This is a genomic window from Amycolatopsis mediterranei (assembly GCF_026017845.1).
GTDB classification, from domain to species: domain Bacteria; phylum Actinomycetota; class Actinomycetes; order Mycobacteriales; family Pseudonocardiaceae; genus Amycolatopsis; species Amycolatopsis mediterranei.
Genome location: NZ_CP100416.1, coordinates 3,454,397 through 3,469,335, shown reverse-complemented (window position 1 = coordinate 3,469,335; position 14,939 = coordinate 3,454,397). Strand labels below are relative to the sequence as shown.

The 14,939-nt window shown below is 72.2% G+C and carries 17 protein-coding genes; 4 read left to right on the top strand and 13 right to left on the bottom strand.

Annotated features, from left to right (window positions below):
- Position 1: 1 nt before the first annotated feature.
- Genes ISP_RS16555 through ISP_RS16505 form a run of 11 tightly spaced genes read right to left on the bottom strand, consistent with a single transcriptional unit; the run spans position 2 to position 9,214 of the window.
- Complete coding sequence (locus tag ISP_RS16555; protein WP_013226290.1) at positions 2–2,011, bottom strand: hypothetical protein; 2,010 nt, start codon at positions 2,009–2,011, stop codon at positions 2–4.
- Positions 2,008–2,634, bottom strand: coding sequence for a prepilin-type N-terminal cleavage/methylation domain-containing protein (locus tag ISP_RS16550; protein WP_013226291.1), 627 nt, complete (start codon positions 2,632–2,634; stop codon positions 2,008–2,010). The genes ISP_RS16555 and ISP_RS16550 overlap by 4 nt, the downstream gene beginning before the upstream one ends.
- Positions 2,628–3,098, bottom strand: a complete 471-nt coding sequence (locus ISP_RS16545; protein WP_013226292.1) for a type IV pilus modification PilV family protein — start codon at positions 3,096–3,098, stop codon at positions 2,628–2,630. Before ISP_RS16545 ends, ISP_RS16550 begins: the two co-directional genes overlap by 7 nt.
- On the bottom strand, positions 3,098–4,303 hold the full coding sequence (locus tag ISP_RS16540) for a type II secretion system F family protein (protein ID WP_013226293.1): 1,206 nt from the start codon (positions 4,301–4,303) through the stop codon (positions 3,098–3,100). Before ISP_RS16540 ends, ISP_RS16545 begins: the two co-directional genes overlap by 1 nt.
- A complete protein-coding gene (locus tag ISP_RS16535) occupies positions 4,300–5,829 on the bottom strand; it encodes a GspE/PulE family protein (RefSeq protein WP_013226294.1) in 1,530 nt (509 codons plus the stop codon). The genes ISP_RS16540 and ISP_RS16535 overlap by 4 nt, the downstream gene beginning before the upstream one ends.
- Positions 5,826–6,914, bottom strand: a complete 1,089-nt coding sequence (locus tag ISP_RS16530) for a type IV pilus twitching motility protein PilT (protein ID WP_013226295.1) — start codon at positions 6,912–6,914, stop codon at positions 5,826–5,828. The genes ISP_RS16535 and ISP_RS16530 overlap by 4 nt, the downstream gene beginning before the upstream one ends.
- A gap of 60 nt (positions 6,915–6,974) precedes the next feature.
- Positions 6,975–7,313 (bottom strand): competence type IV pilus major pilin ComGC, encoded by a 339-nt coding sequence (locus tag ISP_RS16525; protein WP_013226296.1) that lies wholly within the window; start codon positions 7,311–7,313, stop codon positions 6,975–6,977.
- 42 nt (positions 7,314–7,355) lie between these two features.
- Entirely contained in the window at positions 7,356–7,784 is a 429-nt protein-coding gene (locus ISP_RS16520) for a hypothetical protein (protein WP_013226297.1), read from the bottom strand.
- Entirely contained in the window at positions 7,781–8,260 is a 480-nt protein-coding gene (locus ISP_RS16515; protein WP_013226298.1) for a hypothetical protein, read from the bottom strand. The genes ISP_RS16520 and ISP_RS16515 overlap by 4 nt, the downstream gene beginning before the upstream one ends.
- On the bottom strand, positions 8,257–8,706 hold the full coding sequence (locus ISP_RS16510) for a hypothetical protein (RefSeq protein ID WP_013226299.1): 450 nt from the start codon (positions 8,704–8,706) through the stop codon (positions 8,257–8,259). Before ISP_RS16510 ends, ISP_RS16515 begins: the two co-directional genes overlap by 4 nt.
- Positions 8,707–8,761: 55 nt before the next feature.
- Entirely contained in the window at positions 8,762–9,214 is a 453-nt protein-coding gene (locus tag ISP_RS16505; protein ID WP_013226300.1) for an LEA/WHy family protein, read from the bottom strand.
- Positions 9,215–9,678: 464 nt separating this feature from the next.
- Between ISP_RS16505 and ISP_RS16500 the strand changes: the two genes are divergently transcribed.
- Positions 9,679–10,653 (top strand): TIGR01777 family oxidoreductase, encoded by a 975-nt coding sequence (locus tag ISP_RS16500; RefSeq protein ID WP_013226301.1) that lies wholly within the window; start codon positions 9,679–9,681, stop codon positions 10,651–10,653.
- Between the two features lie 173 nt (positions 10,654–10,826).
- On the opposite strand, the gene ISP_RS16495 is transcribed toward ISP_RS16500, so the two are convergent.
- Positions 10,827–11,849, bottom strand: coding sequence for a helix-turn-helix domain-containing protein (locus tag ISP_RS16495; RefSeq protein WP_013226302.1), 1,023 nt, complete (start codon positions 11,847–11,849; stop codon positions 10,827–10,829).
- 512 nt (positions 11,850–12,361) lie between these two features.
- Here ISP_RS16495 and ISP_RS16490 point away from each other — a divergent pair.
- A complete protein-coding gene (locus ISP_RS16490) occupies positions 12,362–13,321 on the top strand; it encodes an alpha/beta hydrolase (protein WP_013226303.1) in 960 nt (319 codons plus the stop codon).
- A 19-nt stretch (positions 13,322–13,340) separates the two neighbouring features.
- Here the strand turns inward: ISP_RS16490 and ISP_RS16485 are convergent, their stop codons facing one another.
- Positions 13,341–14,378, bottom strand: coding sequence for an NADPH:quinone reductase (locus ISP_RS16485; protein WP_013226304.1), 1,038 nt, complete (start codon positions 14,376–14,378; stop codon positions 13,341–13,343).
- Positions 14,379–14,546: 168 nt separating this feature from the next.
- On the opposite strand from ISP_RS16485, the gene ISP_RS16480 reads away from it, so the two are divergent.
- Together ISP_RS16480 and ISP_RS16475 are read left to right on the top strand one after the other, a co-directional pair.
- The gene (locus ISP_RS16480; protein ID WP_014467116.1) at positions 14,547–14,696 is read left to right on the top strand and encodes a hypothetical protein; all 150 of its coding nucleotides are present in this window, start codon (positions 14,547–14,549) and stop codon (positions 14,694–14,696) included.
- Positions 14,697–14,806: 110 nt separating this feature from the next.
- Positions 14,807–14,938: a hypothetical protein gene (locus tag ISP_RS16475; RefSeq protein ID WP_014467117.1), complete on the top strand. Its 132-nt coding sequence runs from the start codon at positions 14,807–14,809 to the stop codon at positions 14,936–14,938.
- Position 14,939: the final 1 nt, after the last annotated feature.

Genomic DNA, 14,939 nt, shown 5'->3' with positions numbered 1-14,939 from the left:
GTCACCGGTTCCCCGACCAGCTCAGCACCGACACCTGACGCGCCCCCGCCACCGGATTCGTCGGGTCACCGTCCACATAGGCCACCCGCGCCCGTGCCACCGGCGTCCCGGACAGTGGACACGGCCCCGCGCCGGGACACACGTAGGCGGACAGGTAGACGCCGAAGACGAAGCCCGGGGAGTCGTCCGGGACCTCGATGACCGCCCCGGTGAACGTCACGCTCCCGGTCTCCTTCACCCACAACGACCGCGCGACGACGCCGAAGCGGAAGATCGGTTCGGTCGCGTTGTTCAGTGTGACGTCCAGGACGGCTTTCGGCGCGTACGTCGTCCCCTGCACGTAGAACCGGTTGCCGGAGTTGTTGACCGCCGTGACCAGCGCACACGCCGCAGGACTCGTGTACATCAGCTGGGTGCACCCGCTCTCGGCCCGCAGCGCGGGCGGGGTGTAGGTGAGCTCCAGCTGAAGCGCATCCACCAGTTCCGTGCCGTCGTGCTTGACGTCCACGGTGTAACCCAGCTGCCCACCGGCGAAGGTGCCGTCGTACACCGCCTGCGCCAGCTGGCTGGTCACGTCGGTGACATCGGTGGTGGCCGAGCCGTCGTTGGGGGTGGACAGGCTCAGCGGGATCGGCGAGCCCCCCGTCGGCGTGAACTGGGCCGAGCGCGAATCCTTGCTCGCGCCGTGGTCGTTGCCGTGGACGACCCGCACCTTCGCCGAAGTCAGGATCGTCCCGGCGGGCGGTGCCGCGGCGGGGGAGAAGCCGGCGGCAGTCAGGGTGGCATGGCCGCCGCTCTTGTCGGGAGCGGCCCACGTCACCCCGCCACCATCCACTTTGGACAGCGAGGCGGCCGTGCCGGTGAAACCGCCCGTCACGGAACCGGGCACGAGCGTCGCCGTCACCGGTGACTCCGCCCCCGAGGTCAGCCCGTAGACGGCGACCGGCGGCCGTTCCGCGCTGTACGTCCCGCAGATCTCCGCCTGCCCCGCCTTCACCGCCAGCCGGCTGTCGCCGCCGAAAACGAACTGGACGCCGACCGCCTTCGCGTCGTCGATCGGGTTGTCGCAGGCCCCGGGGATCTTCGCCGGGACCGGCGGCTTGGCGATGATCCGCCCGCTGTCGTCCACAGGCGTGCCCGCGACCAGGAAGCCGTTGTCGACCGTCCACACGTCGTCGCCGCCCGGCAGCGACGACGGCCGGACCGCGGCACTGTTGTGGAAGTCGAAGTAGTACGTGCCGGGGGTGAACCACCAAGTGCTGTCCTTGCACTTGCTGCTGCTCGACATCATCGCCGACAGCCCGGCAGCATCGTCGTAGAAGCCGGGCTGGAAGGTGATCAGCGAGCCGGACTTCGTGCAGGTGGGCAGGTTCTGGTGCGGCGGAACGGACGTCAGCGCCGGGGCGTAGCCGGGGTCGGCGCCGAGAGCCGATCCGCCGTAGCCGCACGCGGCCGCGGGCGCGCTCCGGATCGTGCCCGCGCAGGCACCGCGCGCGTACACCGCGGTGTTCGTGTCGAGCGAGCCGTTGACCACGCGGATGTTCGAATTGGAATACACGACGCCGTGGACCTTGAACGACGACCCGGTCGGCTGCTGGATGTTGAGCCCGTCTTCGCCGCCGGTGCCGAGGGTGAGGATCGCGCTGCCCGGCCGGTTGCACAGGCTCAGGGACGGGCACTGGATCTGGACCTTCGCCGGATCGGCGGTGCACGTCACCGCGGCCGAGCCGGCGCCGCCGAAGTTCGGCAGGCTCAGCGTGTCGGAGCCGCCGAAGCAGTGCTCGCCGGGCGCGCCGGTGAACGTGCTCGTGCGGATCGCGTTGATCCCCGCCTGTAGCGCGCCGTCGGCCGTGTAGGCGGACGCGGCCTGGTCGCGCAGGTTCACCGTGGTGCGGACGCTGGTGTCGGCGAAGGACAGCAGCGCGCCGAGCACCACCGCGACCACCGTGACCAGCAGGAGCACCATCGGCAGCGCGGCCCCGGTGTCGTCGCCCTTCCACCGGCGGTTCATGTCTGCCTCCGTTGCCCGAACAGCGTGATGGGGTAGGGGTCGGCGTTGCGCGCGACGGCGGTGAAGGTGAACTTCACCCACAGCGGCACGGCGGCGTCGGTGCACGCGCTGGAGCAGGTGACCGCGGGAGTGCCCGGGGCGACGTTGTGCGCGACGACCGAGTCGGACACCGGCGTCGTCGAACCCAGGCAGCGCAGGCGGTGCAGTTCGGTGCCGGCCAGGTAGTAGGCGACGATCGCGGTGCGCCGGGTCGCGGCCGGGGTGCTGGTGTCCCAGTCGTCGGACAGCAGCCGCAGCACCGAAACCGGCGTCGCGGCGGTGCCGCAGACCTGCCCGCCGCCGTCGTACGCGGCGCCGAGCTGGATCGACGGCGAGTACGGCACCTTGCCGTTCGCCACCGCGCCCGAGTAGTCGCGCAGGCCGACGGCGGCGACGTCCTGGGCGAAGAACGCCGCGCTCTGCTGGGCGTCGTGCGACACCGCCAGCCGGGCCGACGTGGCGTCGGTGTTCTTGATCGAGACGATCACCGCGTTGGCGATCGGCGCGGCGACCACCCCGAGGATGACGACGACGATCAGCAGCTCGATGAGCGTGAACCCGGCGTCGGACCGGCGGCTCAGCACAGCGCCTCCCCGAGCCCGCAGCGCTTGCGCACCACGACCTCCAGGCGCTCGCTCGCCCGCCCGTCACCGCTGGCGACCTGGAGGGTCAGCTGCTGCAGTCCGCTGTCGGTGCCGCAGGACGCCGACCACGCCGAGCCGGTCCAGTACTTCACCGACGACACCGAGCTGGTGAACCCGGGTGGCACGGTGAACCCGGCGGGAGCGGCGTACTTCGCGGGCGCGGCGCACGCGAAGTAGCCGCCCGCCATCACCTGGTTCTCGACCGCCTCGCCGAAGTCGCGCACGCCGGCACCGGCCGTGGCCTGCTTGCGGTGGACGTCGGACATGAACACGCTCACGCCGATCCCGCCGACGATCGCGATGACCGCGACACCCAGGATCGCCACCGCGACCAGCAGTTCGAGGAGGCTCTCGCCCCGGTCGTCGGTGCTCACCAGGCCCGTGCCCACCGGACCCGTGCCCATCAGACGTGCACCTGGCCGAAGATCCCGTACATCGCCGAGACGAGCGCGACCGCGACGAACCCGACGACCAGGCCCATCACCACGATGACGGCCGGCTCGAACAGTGCGGTGAGCTTCTTCAACCGGTAGTCCAGCTCGCCTTCGTAGTACTGGGCGGTGATTTCGAGCTGCGTGTCGAGGGTGCCGGTGTCCTCGCCGACGCGGATCATCTGCGCGGCGGTCACCGGGAACAGCCCGGAGCCGGTGAGCGGCCGGGCCAGGCCCTCGCCGTTGAGCACCGCCTGCCCCACCCGGGCCAGCGCGCGCATGAAGACACGGTTGCGCAGCGAGTCCGTCGCGACCCGCAGGGCCTCCGGCAGCGGGACCCCGGCGCTCACCATGGACGAGAGGATCCGGCAGAAGCGCTCGACCAGCGCGTGCCGCACGGTCGGGCCGATCGCCGGCAGGCCGAGCAGCGCGCGGTCGCGGGCGTACCGGCCGCCGGGCGTGCGGACGGCGAAGGAGTACAGCGCGATGAGTGCGACCAGCCCGGCCAGCAGTGCCCACCACCACGCGCCCAGGAAGTCCGTGATGGCCAGCAGCATCCGCGTCGGCAGCGGCAGTTTCGCGTTCAGGCTGGCGAAGAAGCTCTTGAAGCGGGGCAGGACGAACGTCGCGAGCACGACGACGGTGACGACCGACATCACCGCGATCATCGCGGGGTAGATCAACGCGGCCTTGATCTTGCGCCGGGCTTCGAGATCGCGTTCCAGGTAGTCGGCCAGCTGGTCGAGGACGACGTCGAGCTGCCCGGTGAGCTCCGCCGAACGCAGGATCTCGCGGTAGAACTCGGGGAAGATCTTCGGGTGCCGGTCGACGCAGTCCGAGAGCCGGTCGCCCCCGCGCAGGCCCTGCTCGACCGAGCGCAGCATCCGCGCCACCGAGGAGTTCGCGGCCTCTTCGCCGAGGATCCGGACCGCGTCGATCAGCGGCAGCCCGGCCCGGACGAACGCGCCGAGCTGGCGCGAGAGGTGCATGACGACCTCGCGCTTGACCCGGGGCGCGGTCAGCTCCAGGCTCAGCACGCTCTTCTTCTCGGTGACCTCGATGTCCCGCAGTTCGCGCTCGTACAGCGCCAGCACGGCGGAGTCGGCGTCGGCGGCCTTCTGCACCCCGTGGGTGCGCAGCCCGTCCGGGCCGGTGGCGACGTAGGCGTACCGGTTCATCGGGCCCCTCCGGTGAGGTAGATCGACCGCAGCACCTCGGCCGGGGTGGTGACGCCCTCGGCGACCAGCCGCAGCGCCTCGTCCTGCAGCGTCCGCATGCCTTCCTTGCGGGCCAGTTCGTGCACCTCGCGGTGCGGCGCGCTGTCCAGCACCAGCGTGCGGATCCCTTCGCTGACCGGCATCAGCTCGTAGACGCCGGTGCGGTCCAGGAATCCCGTCTGCGCGCAGAAGTTGCAGCCGGCCCCGCGGACGAACCCGCCCGCCGGCTCCTCGGCGCCAAGAGAGTCCATAAAGGACAGTTCTTCGGCGGAGGGCGCGTAGTACTCGCGGCAGCGCAGGCAGATCCGCCGGACGAGCCGCTGGGCGAGCACCGCGGTGACCGAGGAGGCCACGAGGAAGTTCTCGATCCCCATGTCCAGCAGCCGGTGCAGCGCCGAAGCGGCGTCGGTGGCGTGCAGCGACGAGAGCACGAAGTGGCCGGTGAGCGCGGACTGCACGGCGATGCGCGCGGTGTCGACGTCGCGGACTTCGCCGACGAGGATGACGTCCGGGTCCTGGCGCAGGATCGACTTGAGGCCGTCGGCGAAGGTGACGCCGGTCTGTTCGTTGATCTGGATCTGGTTGATCGAGGACATGGTGTACTCGACCGGGTCCTCGATGGTCATGATGTTGCGCTCGCTGCTGTCGAGCTCGCCGAGCGAGCCGTAGAGCGTCGTCGTCTTGCCGCTGCCGGTGGGCCCGGCGCAGATCACCATCCCGTAGGGCGACTGCAGGACCGCCGAATAGCGCCCCGCCATCTCGGCGGGCATGCCCAGCTGCGGCAGCCGGAACAGCGGGCGGCTCTTGTCCAGCAGCCGCAGCACGACCTTTTCGCCGCCGACCACCGGCGTGCTCGCCACCCGGATGTCCACCGGCCGGTCCTCGACGTCCATGCTGATCTGGCCGTCCTGCGGCCGCCGGCGCTCGACGATGTTCATCCCGGCCAGGATCTTGATCCGGCTGGTCACCGCGGGCCCCATCGAGCCGGGCAGGTCGAGGACGTCGTGGAGCACGCCGTCGATGCGGTAGCGGACGCGGATTCGCTCGGCCTGCGGCTCGACGTGGATGTCGGAGGCCCGGTCGCGCAGCGCCTGCTTGATCATCAGGGCGACGACGTGCACCACCGGCGCATCGTCGTTCGCGGTCGCCGGCGCCTCGGCGCGGGCCGCGTCGCGCCGGACGGCGTCCCGGGCTTCGAACGCCTTGACCTGCCGGTCGACGCCGGTGAGCGCGCGGTAGGTGCGGCCGATGGTGGCCAGGATGTCCGCGCGTTCGGCGACGGCGACGGTCACCGGGCGGCCGAGCGCCGCCTGCAGCGCCGGGGCGGTGGCCGGGTCGGCCACCGCGACCAGCACGGAGTCCTCGCGGACGGCGAGGGGGATCGCGCAGAGTTCCCGGGCCTTCGCCTCGCCGAGCAGGTCGGCGGCGGCGCGGTCCGGGGTCACCGTGCGGAGGTCGACGGTCCGGGGCTGGGTGCGAAGCCTCATGCCGGCACGCTCCGGGGCCGCGGCCGTGGGTCGATGTCCTGCGGGTGGAGGCTGCGGGCGGCCGCGTCGGCGGGCGAGACCAGCCCGGCGGCGACGAGCTCGGACAGCGACTGCTCGAGCGTCACCATGCCCTCGCGCCGCCCGGTCACCAGTGCGTTGCGCAGCTGGTGCGGCTTGCCTTCCTTGATGAGGTTGCGGACGGCTGTGTTGGCCACCAGGACCTCGAAGGCGGCGACGAGCCCGCCGCCGATGCGGGGGAGGAGCCGCTGGTGGACGATCCCGGTCAACGCGGCGGCGAGCTGCACCCGCACCTGCTCCTGCTGTCCGGCCGGGAAGACGTCGATCATCCGCGCGAGGGACTGCGCGGTGTCGTTGGTGTGCAGGGTGGCGAAGACCAGGTGCCCGGTTTCGGCGATGGTCAGGGCGAAGCGGATCGACTCCAGGTCGCGCATTTCCCCGACCAGCAAGACGTCGGGGTCCTCCCGCAGGGCGCTGCGCAGCGCCGCGGGGAAGGAGTCGGTGTCGGTGCCGACTTCGCGCTGGTTCACCGCGGAGCGCCGGTGTTCGTGGACGTACTCGATGGGGTCCTCGACGGTGAGGATGTGGCACGCGCGTTCGCTGTTGATCCGGTCGATGACGGCGGCGAGCGTGGTGGATTTGCCGGAGCCGGTCGGCCCGGTGACGAGCACGAGTCCTTGGTGCCGCCGCGCGAAGTCGGCCAGCACCGGCGGCAGCCCGAGGTCGGCCATGCCGGGGATCCGGCGCGGGATCATCCGCAGCGCGACGACCGTCTCGCCGCGCTGGGTGAAGGCGTTGCCGCGGACGCGGGCTTCCTCGCGCCAGCCGAAGGAGAAGTCGAATTCGCGGGCGGTGCGCCAGGCGCAGGCTTGGTCGTCGGTGAGGAGCTCGGCGAGCAGGGCGCGGGTGTCCTCGCCGGTGAGGACGGGGTGGCCGGGGACCGCGGAGAGGTCGCCGTGCACGCGCAGCTGGGGCGGCAGTCCGGCGGTGAGCAGCAGGTCGGTGCCACGCGCCTGCCACAACGCCTCGAGCAGGCCGTCGACGCGGCTGCCGATCTGGGTGGGCATGGTTTCCCTCCGGGGCGAGGTCGTCCGTGGGGGTGGATCACCCACCCCCACGGAAGTGGTTCAGTGGGTGCAGGCGCCGGCGGCCTTGACGAGACCGGCTGCGTCGATGGAGATCGTGTAGCCGTTGGTGGTCGACGGTTCGTCCTTCAGGTAGCCCTTGGTCTTGAGCTCCAACGGGTTGGCGGCGTAGGCGCTGGTCTTGGCGTAGAGCGCCTCGTTGGCGGTCTCGACGGCCTTCCAGTCCGCGTTGCACGCGGCGGCCTTGCCATCGCCGTTGAACGCCTGCACGGCGAACACGACGACCCCGGCGAGCACACCCAGGATCACGACGACGATGAGCAGTTCGATCAGGGTGAAGCCGTCCTGGTTGGCGCGGGCGGCACGCAGTTTTTCCAGCATGGTGTTTTCCTTTGCGTTGCAGGGTTTCAGGGTGTTCCGGAGTCAGCAGGCCTGCGCCTCCGGGGATCGCGTTCCCTTCCAGGTGCCGGCGGTCGCACGCACGCTCACGTACACCTTGTTGTTGCTGGGCAAGGGGATGGTGGCCGAAGTGGTCGTGGCCGTGCCCGCGGTGGTGACGGGGCCGCCCGAAGTGGTCGCGGTGAAGAGCTCGAACCCGGGTGGCAGCGGTGTCGGGTAACTCCAGTGGAGCGTGGCCGAGGGACCGCCGCTGCCGTTGTTGCACCTCGCCGACTCGACGACCGGCTGGCCGGGCGTCTGCAGCTTCAGCCCCGCCGCGTATCCCGTGCCGGGACCGGGTTTCAGCCAGGCCGCCTCGGCTTTCGCCGCGCCCACCGCGACCAGGCCGCTGATCACCGTGGTCCAAGCCGCCACGACCAGTACGGCCGCGAAGGCGATCCGGGGCGTGCTCATCCGCTCACCACCGTGACGGTCACCGGGATGGCGAACAGCGCCCCCTGGCAGCCGTCGTCCGAGGCCGTGCTCATCGACACCGCGCCCGTCAGGGTGAGGGTGGTGCTGCCGTTGGCGGCCACCGGCGTGTTCGGCGACTGCGCGGTCCAGCTCACGCCGGTCGTCGTGCAGGTGCCGGTGCCGCCGGACCCGGTCGGCGTCCCGTTCGCCACGACGCTGCTGACCTTGACCGGGTAGGGGTTCGGGTTGTTCACCAGGATCTTCGCATCGCCCGCCGGCCCGCCGGGGTAGAGCAGGCCGCTGGTGAACGCCGACGCGAGCAGCGCCGTGGTCGTCGGCGCGGCCGCCGTGCCCGCCTTCGCGTTCGCGGCACCGGAGCCGGAGCTCGTCCACGCCGCGACGGCGATCCCGCCGCCCAGCGTCGCGCCGACCACCGTGGTGACCACGAGCACGCGGCGCAGGGTCGGGTTCTTCATGGCTTGACCGCCGTTCCTGTGTACGTCAGGGGAAAGGTGACCGACCGGCACGCATCGGGTGTGCCGGGCAGCATGTGGGTGGTGAGGACGGCGTCGGCGGTGCCGTTGCCGGGGACCGTCACCGGCCTGGTGAGCGCGTCGACCCGGACCGAGGACGCCGGGCAGGCCGGGACCGGATGGCCGCTGCTGTCGGCGGGTTTGCCGACTGTGGCCGTCACGGTCTGGACGAGGATGGGGAAGTTTTCGGCGTTGGCCAGCCGGATCCACCGGTTCCCGGTCGCGCCGGGAACCAGCGCGGTGGCCCGGCCGGGCACGTCGGCGATGCCGAACTGCTTGATGCCGTTGCCGTTCGCGGTGTTCGCCACCGGCGCGGGGCCGATCACGAACCACGTGAGCACGACGGCCGCGAGCGCGCCCGCCGGAACACCGATCCGCCACCTGGACATCGAGGTCCTTCCGGGGAAGGGCGGGGCGGTGGTTGGCGCACCGCCCCGCCGCGGATCAGGAGGCGTTCGAGACGAGGGTGGCGGTGAGCGGCAGCACGAAGGTCTGGCCCTTGCAGGCGTCGGCGGCGTCGGCGTTCATCGTCGCGTGCAGGGTGTAGGTGCGGGTGCCCTTGGCGGCGATGGTGCCCGAGGTGCTCGTGGACGCGGGGCTGGTGACCGTTCCGGCTGCGCAGCCGCCGACCACGTTCGAGGAGCCGGCGCTGATCCCGGTGACCACGACGGGGTAGTCGTTCGGGTTGTCGATCGTGACGGTGAAGTCGGTGCCGCCACCCGGGTAGAGGGCGCTGCCCGAGCTCGCGGACGTGATCGCCGAGTTGACCGAGGTGGTCGACGAGACCGAGCCCGAGCCGGCGCCGCTGCTCGTCCAGGCCGCGTAGGCGACACCGGCGACGACCACCACTCCGGCGGCACCGAGGACGATCGCGGCCCGCTTGCTGATCTTGCGCATGGGGTTCTCCTGGAAGCTGGTTCATTCGGGAAGCCGGGCTCGGTCGCGATCCGGCTGGTCCGGTCGGACCGTCACGAAGAGTGTGCGAATTCCGCGGCGATCTTCACCCCGGGCGACCGGCCTGACTGCGAAGGTCCGAGGTCCCTTGTGATCGGCAGCCGGGCGTGTTACGCGCGCGGGATCGAGCCGCGGCGCCGTCGTTTCACCTGGTAAAAACTTCCGACGCCCGAACCGTGACCTGCGGCTTTTGCGACCCGTTCGGCCGAATGGCGGAGACCGTCCCGTGATCTTCGGCCGGGCGTTCGCCGATCTCGGACGGCCTCCGCGGCGACCTTCGGGCGGCTTGGTGTGCTCCCGTTCAGGTGATGACTATTCGTGACAATTCTCCACGTGATGAGTAATTTTTTGAACGTGTTCAACTCCTGCGGTACCGTGATGGCGGGGCGAACTGTGAAGGGGGTTGCATGAAGATTGTGATTCCGGGCGGCACCGGGCACTTGGGGCGGGTGCTGGGCCGCGCGCTGATCGGGCAGGGGCACGAGGTCGTGGTGCTGACCAGGGGGGAGGTACGCCCGGAGCCGGGGGTGCGCCACGTCCACTGGGACGGCCGCGGCCCGGGCCCGTGGACGGCGGAGATCGACGGCAGCGACGTCGTGCTCAACCTGGCCGGCCGGTCGGTGAACTGCCGCTACACCCCGGCGAACCTGCGCGAGATGCTGAACTCCCGCGTCGACTCGGCGAGGGTGGTCGGCGGCGCGATCGCCCGCGCGGCCCGCCCGCCGAAGGTGTGGCTGCAGATGAGCACGGCGACGATCTACGCGCACAGGTTCGACGCGCCGAACGACGAAACCACGGGAATCCTCGGCGGCGACGAGCCGGACGTGCCGGCTTACTGGTCCTCCAGCGTCGACATCGCCAAGGCATGGGAGCGCGAGCAGCGCCTGGCGGCCACCCCGGACACGCGCAAGGTGGCGCTGCGCGCGGCCATGGTGATGAGCCCGGAACCCGGCGGAGCGCTGGCGATGCTCCTGCGTCTGACACGCCTGGGCCTGGGCGGCCCGGTGGCGGGCGGCGGCCAGTACATGTCGTGGATCCACGAGGAGGACCTGATCCGGGCGATCGGTTTCCTCATCGAGCGGGACGAGCTGAGTGGGCCGGTGAATCTGGCGGCGCCGGAGCCATTGCCGTACGCCGACTTCCTGCGGGTTCTGCGAAGGGCGGCGGGAGTGCGGGTGGGTCTTCCGACGACGAGGTGGATGGCGGAGATCGGGGCGTTCGTGCTGCGCAGCGACACGGAGCTGCTGTTGAAGAGCCGCCGCGTGATCCCGGGGAGGTTGCGCGAGGCGGGGTTCCAGTTCGGGTACCCGGAATGGCCGGCCGCGGCCGAGGACTTGGTGCGGCGGTCACGGTCAGGGGAGCCGGTGAAGGCGGTCGGCTGAGCCCGGCATGCTTTGGTTCGCGCGCGGGTGGTCGGTTCACGTGCCTGGAGGGTCGGCTCGCGTGCCTGGGCGGTCGGCTGGCGTGCTCTGCGGGGCGGCGAACAGGCCGCAGCAGTCTGACAAGGCCGGGTCATGACTGCACGGGGGAGACCACCCGGGTCCACTCCGGACGGTCAGCCGGGGTCGGCGTTGTCGCGCAGCCGCCGCAGCACCAGGGCCAGGTGGAGGCGGAAACGGCCGGCCGGCGAGTCGATCTCGAAGCCCAGCACCGACTCCGCGCGGGCCAGCCGGGCCGGCATCGTGCTGTGGTGGCGGTGCAGGGCCGCGGCTGCTTTGCGGGCCGAGCCCGTTGCGCACAGCGCGTCCAGGGCCGCCAACGTGTCCGCGCCGTGAGGTTCGGACGCCAGGCGGTCGAGCGCCCGGACGTCGGCCAGCTCCGTGAGTTCCGCCGGCGCCAGTTTGCCCGCGAGCGCGGCCAGGCCGCCCAGCCGCTCCCACCACACCACCGGCTCCGCCGCCGAGGTGAAGCGCAGGGCCGTCCGGGCCGCCGCCCAGGAACGGGCCACCTCGATCGCCGGTCCCTCCGGGCCGATGCCCGCGCGGGCCCCGGCCGGCAGCGAGGCCACCTCACCCGGCAGCAGGACCGCCCGCACCCCGCCCAGCCGCGCCGAACGGCCGGCGAGCGCGTCGACGCCCGTCCCCGCGAGCACCCGCAACCGGGCCGCCGGGCCGAAGCCGAGCAGGTGCAGGGCCCGTGACCGCTCGGCCGTGCCGGTGTCCTCGGACAGCACCAGCTCGACCAAAGCGGGATCCCCGAGCTCGGGCCGCGGCACGCCGGAGTGCTCCAGCAGGATCGCGGCGGCGATCGCGAACCGTTCGAGCAGCATGTCGTCGAGCGGGACGGCCGCGCCCGCCCGGGCCACCCACACGACCACGCCGCCTTCGAGCGTCCGCGTGGCCGCCCCCGCGGGCGCCGCGCCCGGGATGACGACGCCGGCACCCGGCGAAGCCCGCAGCGACAGGCCTTGGCCGGGAGCGTGCACGCCCACCGGGCAGCCGGCCAGGTCCGCCGTACTCCGCACGAGGACATCCAGACCCGCGCGGCCGGTGATCAGGCGGTCGAAGAACCCGATCACCCGTACGGCGTTCTCGGCGTCGGCGTCGAGCCCGGACAGCCGCAGCAGCAGCCCTTTCATCCCGCCACGATAGGCGCGCCCGCCACCGGATGGCGAGCATCGGCCCGGCAACGCCGCAGCCGGGTGCGCGGGTCGGCCCGGCAACGCCGCGGCGGGATGGCGCGAGTCGACTCGCCAACGCCGGCCGGGGCGGCCTGGCAACCTCCGCCCGCCGGATGGCGCGGGTCGGGAACCCCGCAGCCGACCCGCGTGGGCCGGCCTCGGCAACGCCGCAGCCGGGTGGTCCGGGTCAAGTCGGCAATCTCGCAGCCGGGGCGCGCCTGGCAACGTCCGCTCGCCGGATTGCGTGGGTCGGCAACGCAGCAGCCGCCCGGCCCGGGCCGCGCACACCGCTGCCGGACCGCGCGACCCGGCCCAGCACTGCCCTCCGCAGAATGCCCCAGCCCGGCAACCTCACCGCACGGCAACCCCGCCGCACAGCAACCGGCCGCCGCCGGGTGGCGAGGATTCCGGTCGCAACCGCCGCCGCGTGGCGGTGGCCCCGGTCACCCCCTGCGGCCGATCATCGGACCATGACCTACGCGATCGATCCCGAGCTGCTGCCCTGGCTGGACATGCTCCCCGCCGTGACCCTCACCGACCACGAGTCCCTGCTGGCCGCGCGCTCCTCGATGGCGCAGCTCCGCGAAGTCCTGCCGGCTTACGAACCCGCCAACCCCGTCGACATCCGGGACGTCGACGTGCCCGGGCCGTCCGATGCCCCGGATGTCCCGGTGCGCGTCTACGCCCCGGCGAACCGCACCACCGCGGTGCCCGGCCTGCTCTACATCCACGGCGGCGGGTTCGTCCTCGGCGATCTCGACACCTTCGACACGCACGTGCTGCGCCTGGTCGACGAACTCGGGATCGTGATCGTCTCGGTGGGTTACCGGCTCGCCCCCGAACACCCGTTCCCGGCGCCGGTCGAGGACTGCTACGCGGCCCTGACCTGGGCGGCGGCCAAGGCGGACGAGCTCGGCATCGACCCGGCCCGCCTCGGCGTCGCCGGCGAAAGCGCCGGCGGTGGCCTCTCGGCCGCCGTGGCGCTGCTGGCCCGCGACCGCGGCGGCCCGCAGCTGTGCTTCCAGTACCTCGGCATCCCGGAGCTCGACGACCGCCTGGACACCCCGTCGATGCGGGCCTACACCGACACGCCGATCTGGAACCGGCCGAACGCGGTGCACAGCTGGACGAGCTACCTCGGCACGGAACCCGGCGGCCCGGACGTCTCGCCCTACGCCGCCCCGGCCCGCGCCGCCGATCTGGCCGGGCTGCCGCCCGCGTTCGTCACGACGTGCCAGTTCGACCCCCTGCGCGACGAAGGAATCGCCTACGCGCAGCGCCTCGCCCATGCCGGTGTGCAGGCCGAGCTGCGGCACTACCCGGGGACGTTCCACGGCTCCGGCATGGTCGAGACGGCGGAGATCTCCCGCCGCATGTTCGCCGACGAGCTGGACGCGTTGCGGCGCGGCCTCCGCATCACCGCCGGCTGAGCGCGCGCGGCCCGGCGGCTCAGTCCGCCGGGCCGACGTCGATCAGCACCTTCCCCGTGATCCCGTCCTCCGAGGCCGCGTGCGCCTTCGCCGTTTCCGCCAGCGGGAACCGGTGGATCGGCACCCCGCGCTCCTCGCCGAGCCCCAACGCGCCGTCCGCCAGCGCCGCCGTGATGTCCTCGGCGGCCGCGCGGAGCTTGTCCTCGCCCACCGTGTACAGCACCAGGAACTGGTAGCGCGCGTTGAGCATCAGGTTCGGCCCGAATTCCAGGCTCACCGTCCCGGTGCCGCGGTCGTCGCCGTAGGTGGCGACCGTGCCGCGGGGGCGCAGCACCTCCGTGTGCAGCTTCGCGTTGACGCCCATCGCGACCTCGACCACCAGGTCGACACCGTCGGGGGCGACTTCGCGGATCCGCGCGCCGAGCTCCGGATCGGGGTAGCGCAGCACGTGCTGAGCGCCGGCCGCCCGGGCGAGTGCGGCCTTCTCCGCGCTGCTGACCGTCGCGATCACCGTCGCCCCGGTCCAGCGGCCGAGCTGGATCGCCGCGTTGCCGACCGCGCCCGCCCCGCCGCTGACGAGCACCGTGCGACCGGCCAGCGCGCCGGAGGAGAGCCGGGACGGGCCGTCCTCGGCGACCGTGAGCGCCCGGTGCGCGGTCAGGGCCGGGATGGCGAGCCCGGCGCCCTCGTCGAACCCGGCGCCGTCGGGCAGCCGGACCAGCTTCGAAGCCGGCAGGACCGTGTACTCCTGCGCCGTGCCGGACGCGGGCCCGTAGGCGGCGGCGAGGAGCAGCCACACCCGGTCGCCGGGTGCGAAGCCGGTGACGTCCGGGCCGACCGCGTCGACCACGCCCGCGCCGTCCTGATTGGGCACCGTGTCCGGGACCTCCGCCCCCGGTTCGGCGCGCAGGCCGCCGCGCGCCTTCCAGTCCGTGGGATTGACCGCGGACACCACGATCCGGACGCGGACTTCGCCCGGTCCCGGGTCCGCGACGGCCCGCTCCGACAGCTCCAGTACTTCGGGTCCGCCGTGGCGGCGGTAGACGACTGCCTTCATGCCGGGTGCAATCCGCGGACCGGCCGGGATATTCCCGCCGGTCCGCGGAAATGGGCGACGGGAAATCGTTTTTCGACGCCGGGAAAGCGTGAAAACGAGATCCCCCGGGCGGGCGATTTTTGGTACTCGCGTCAGCGAAATCGGCGGCCGTCGCAGAAACTGGGGCGCGTGGGAGAGGAAAAGAGCACTCCGGGGGACCAGCGGCCGAAGGGCGACGACGGTGAGCCGACGCCGATCTTCGACGCCGTGTTCAGCGCGACGCGCGCGCAGGCGAAAACGCCGAATCCACCGCGGGAACCGGACGAATCCGGGCGGTGACCGGGCCGGGCAGCGGCGAGCGGACCGCCGACGTGCAGCAGGTTGTTCGACGTCCGCGACGAACATGTAGCATCCCGGGTGCCCGAACACCCGGGGCCGAGGAGTGAACCGTGACCGGCGTCGTCAACAGCATGATCGCTGCCGAGTACGCGGCGGGAGCGTCGATCTCCGAGCTGGCCGAGCGCTGGGGGATCGACCCCCGGCAGGTCGTCGAGCGGATCTCGGCGGCCACCCGCAGCTGAG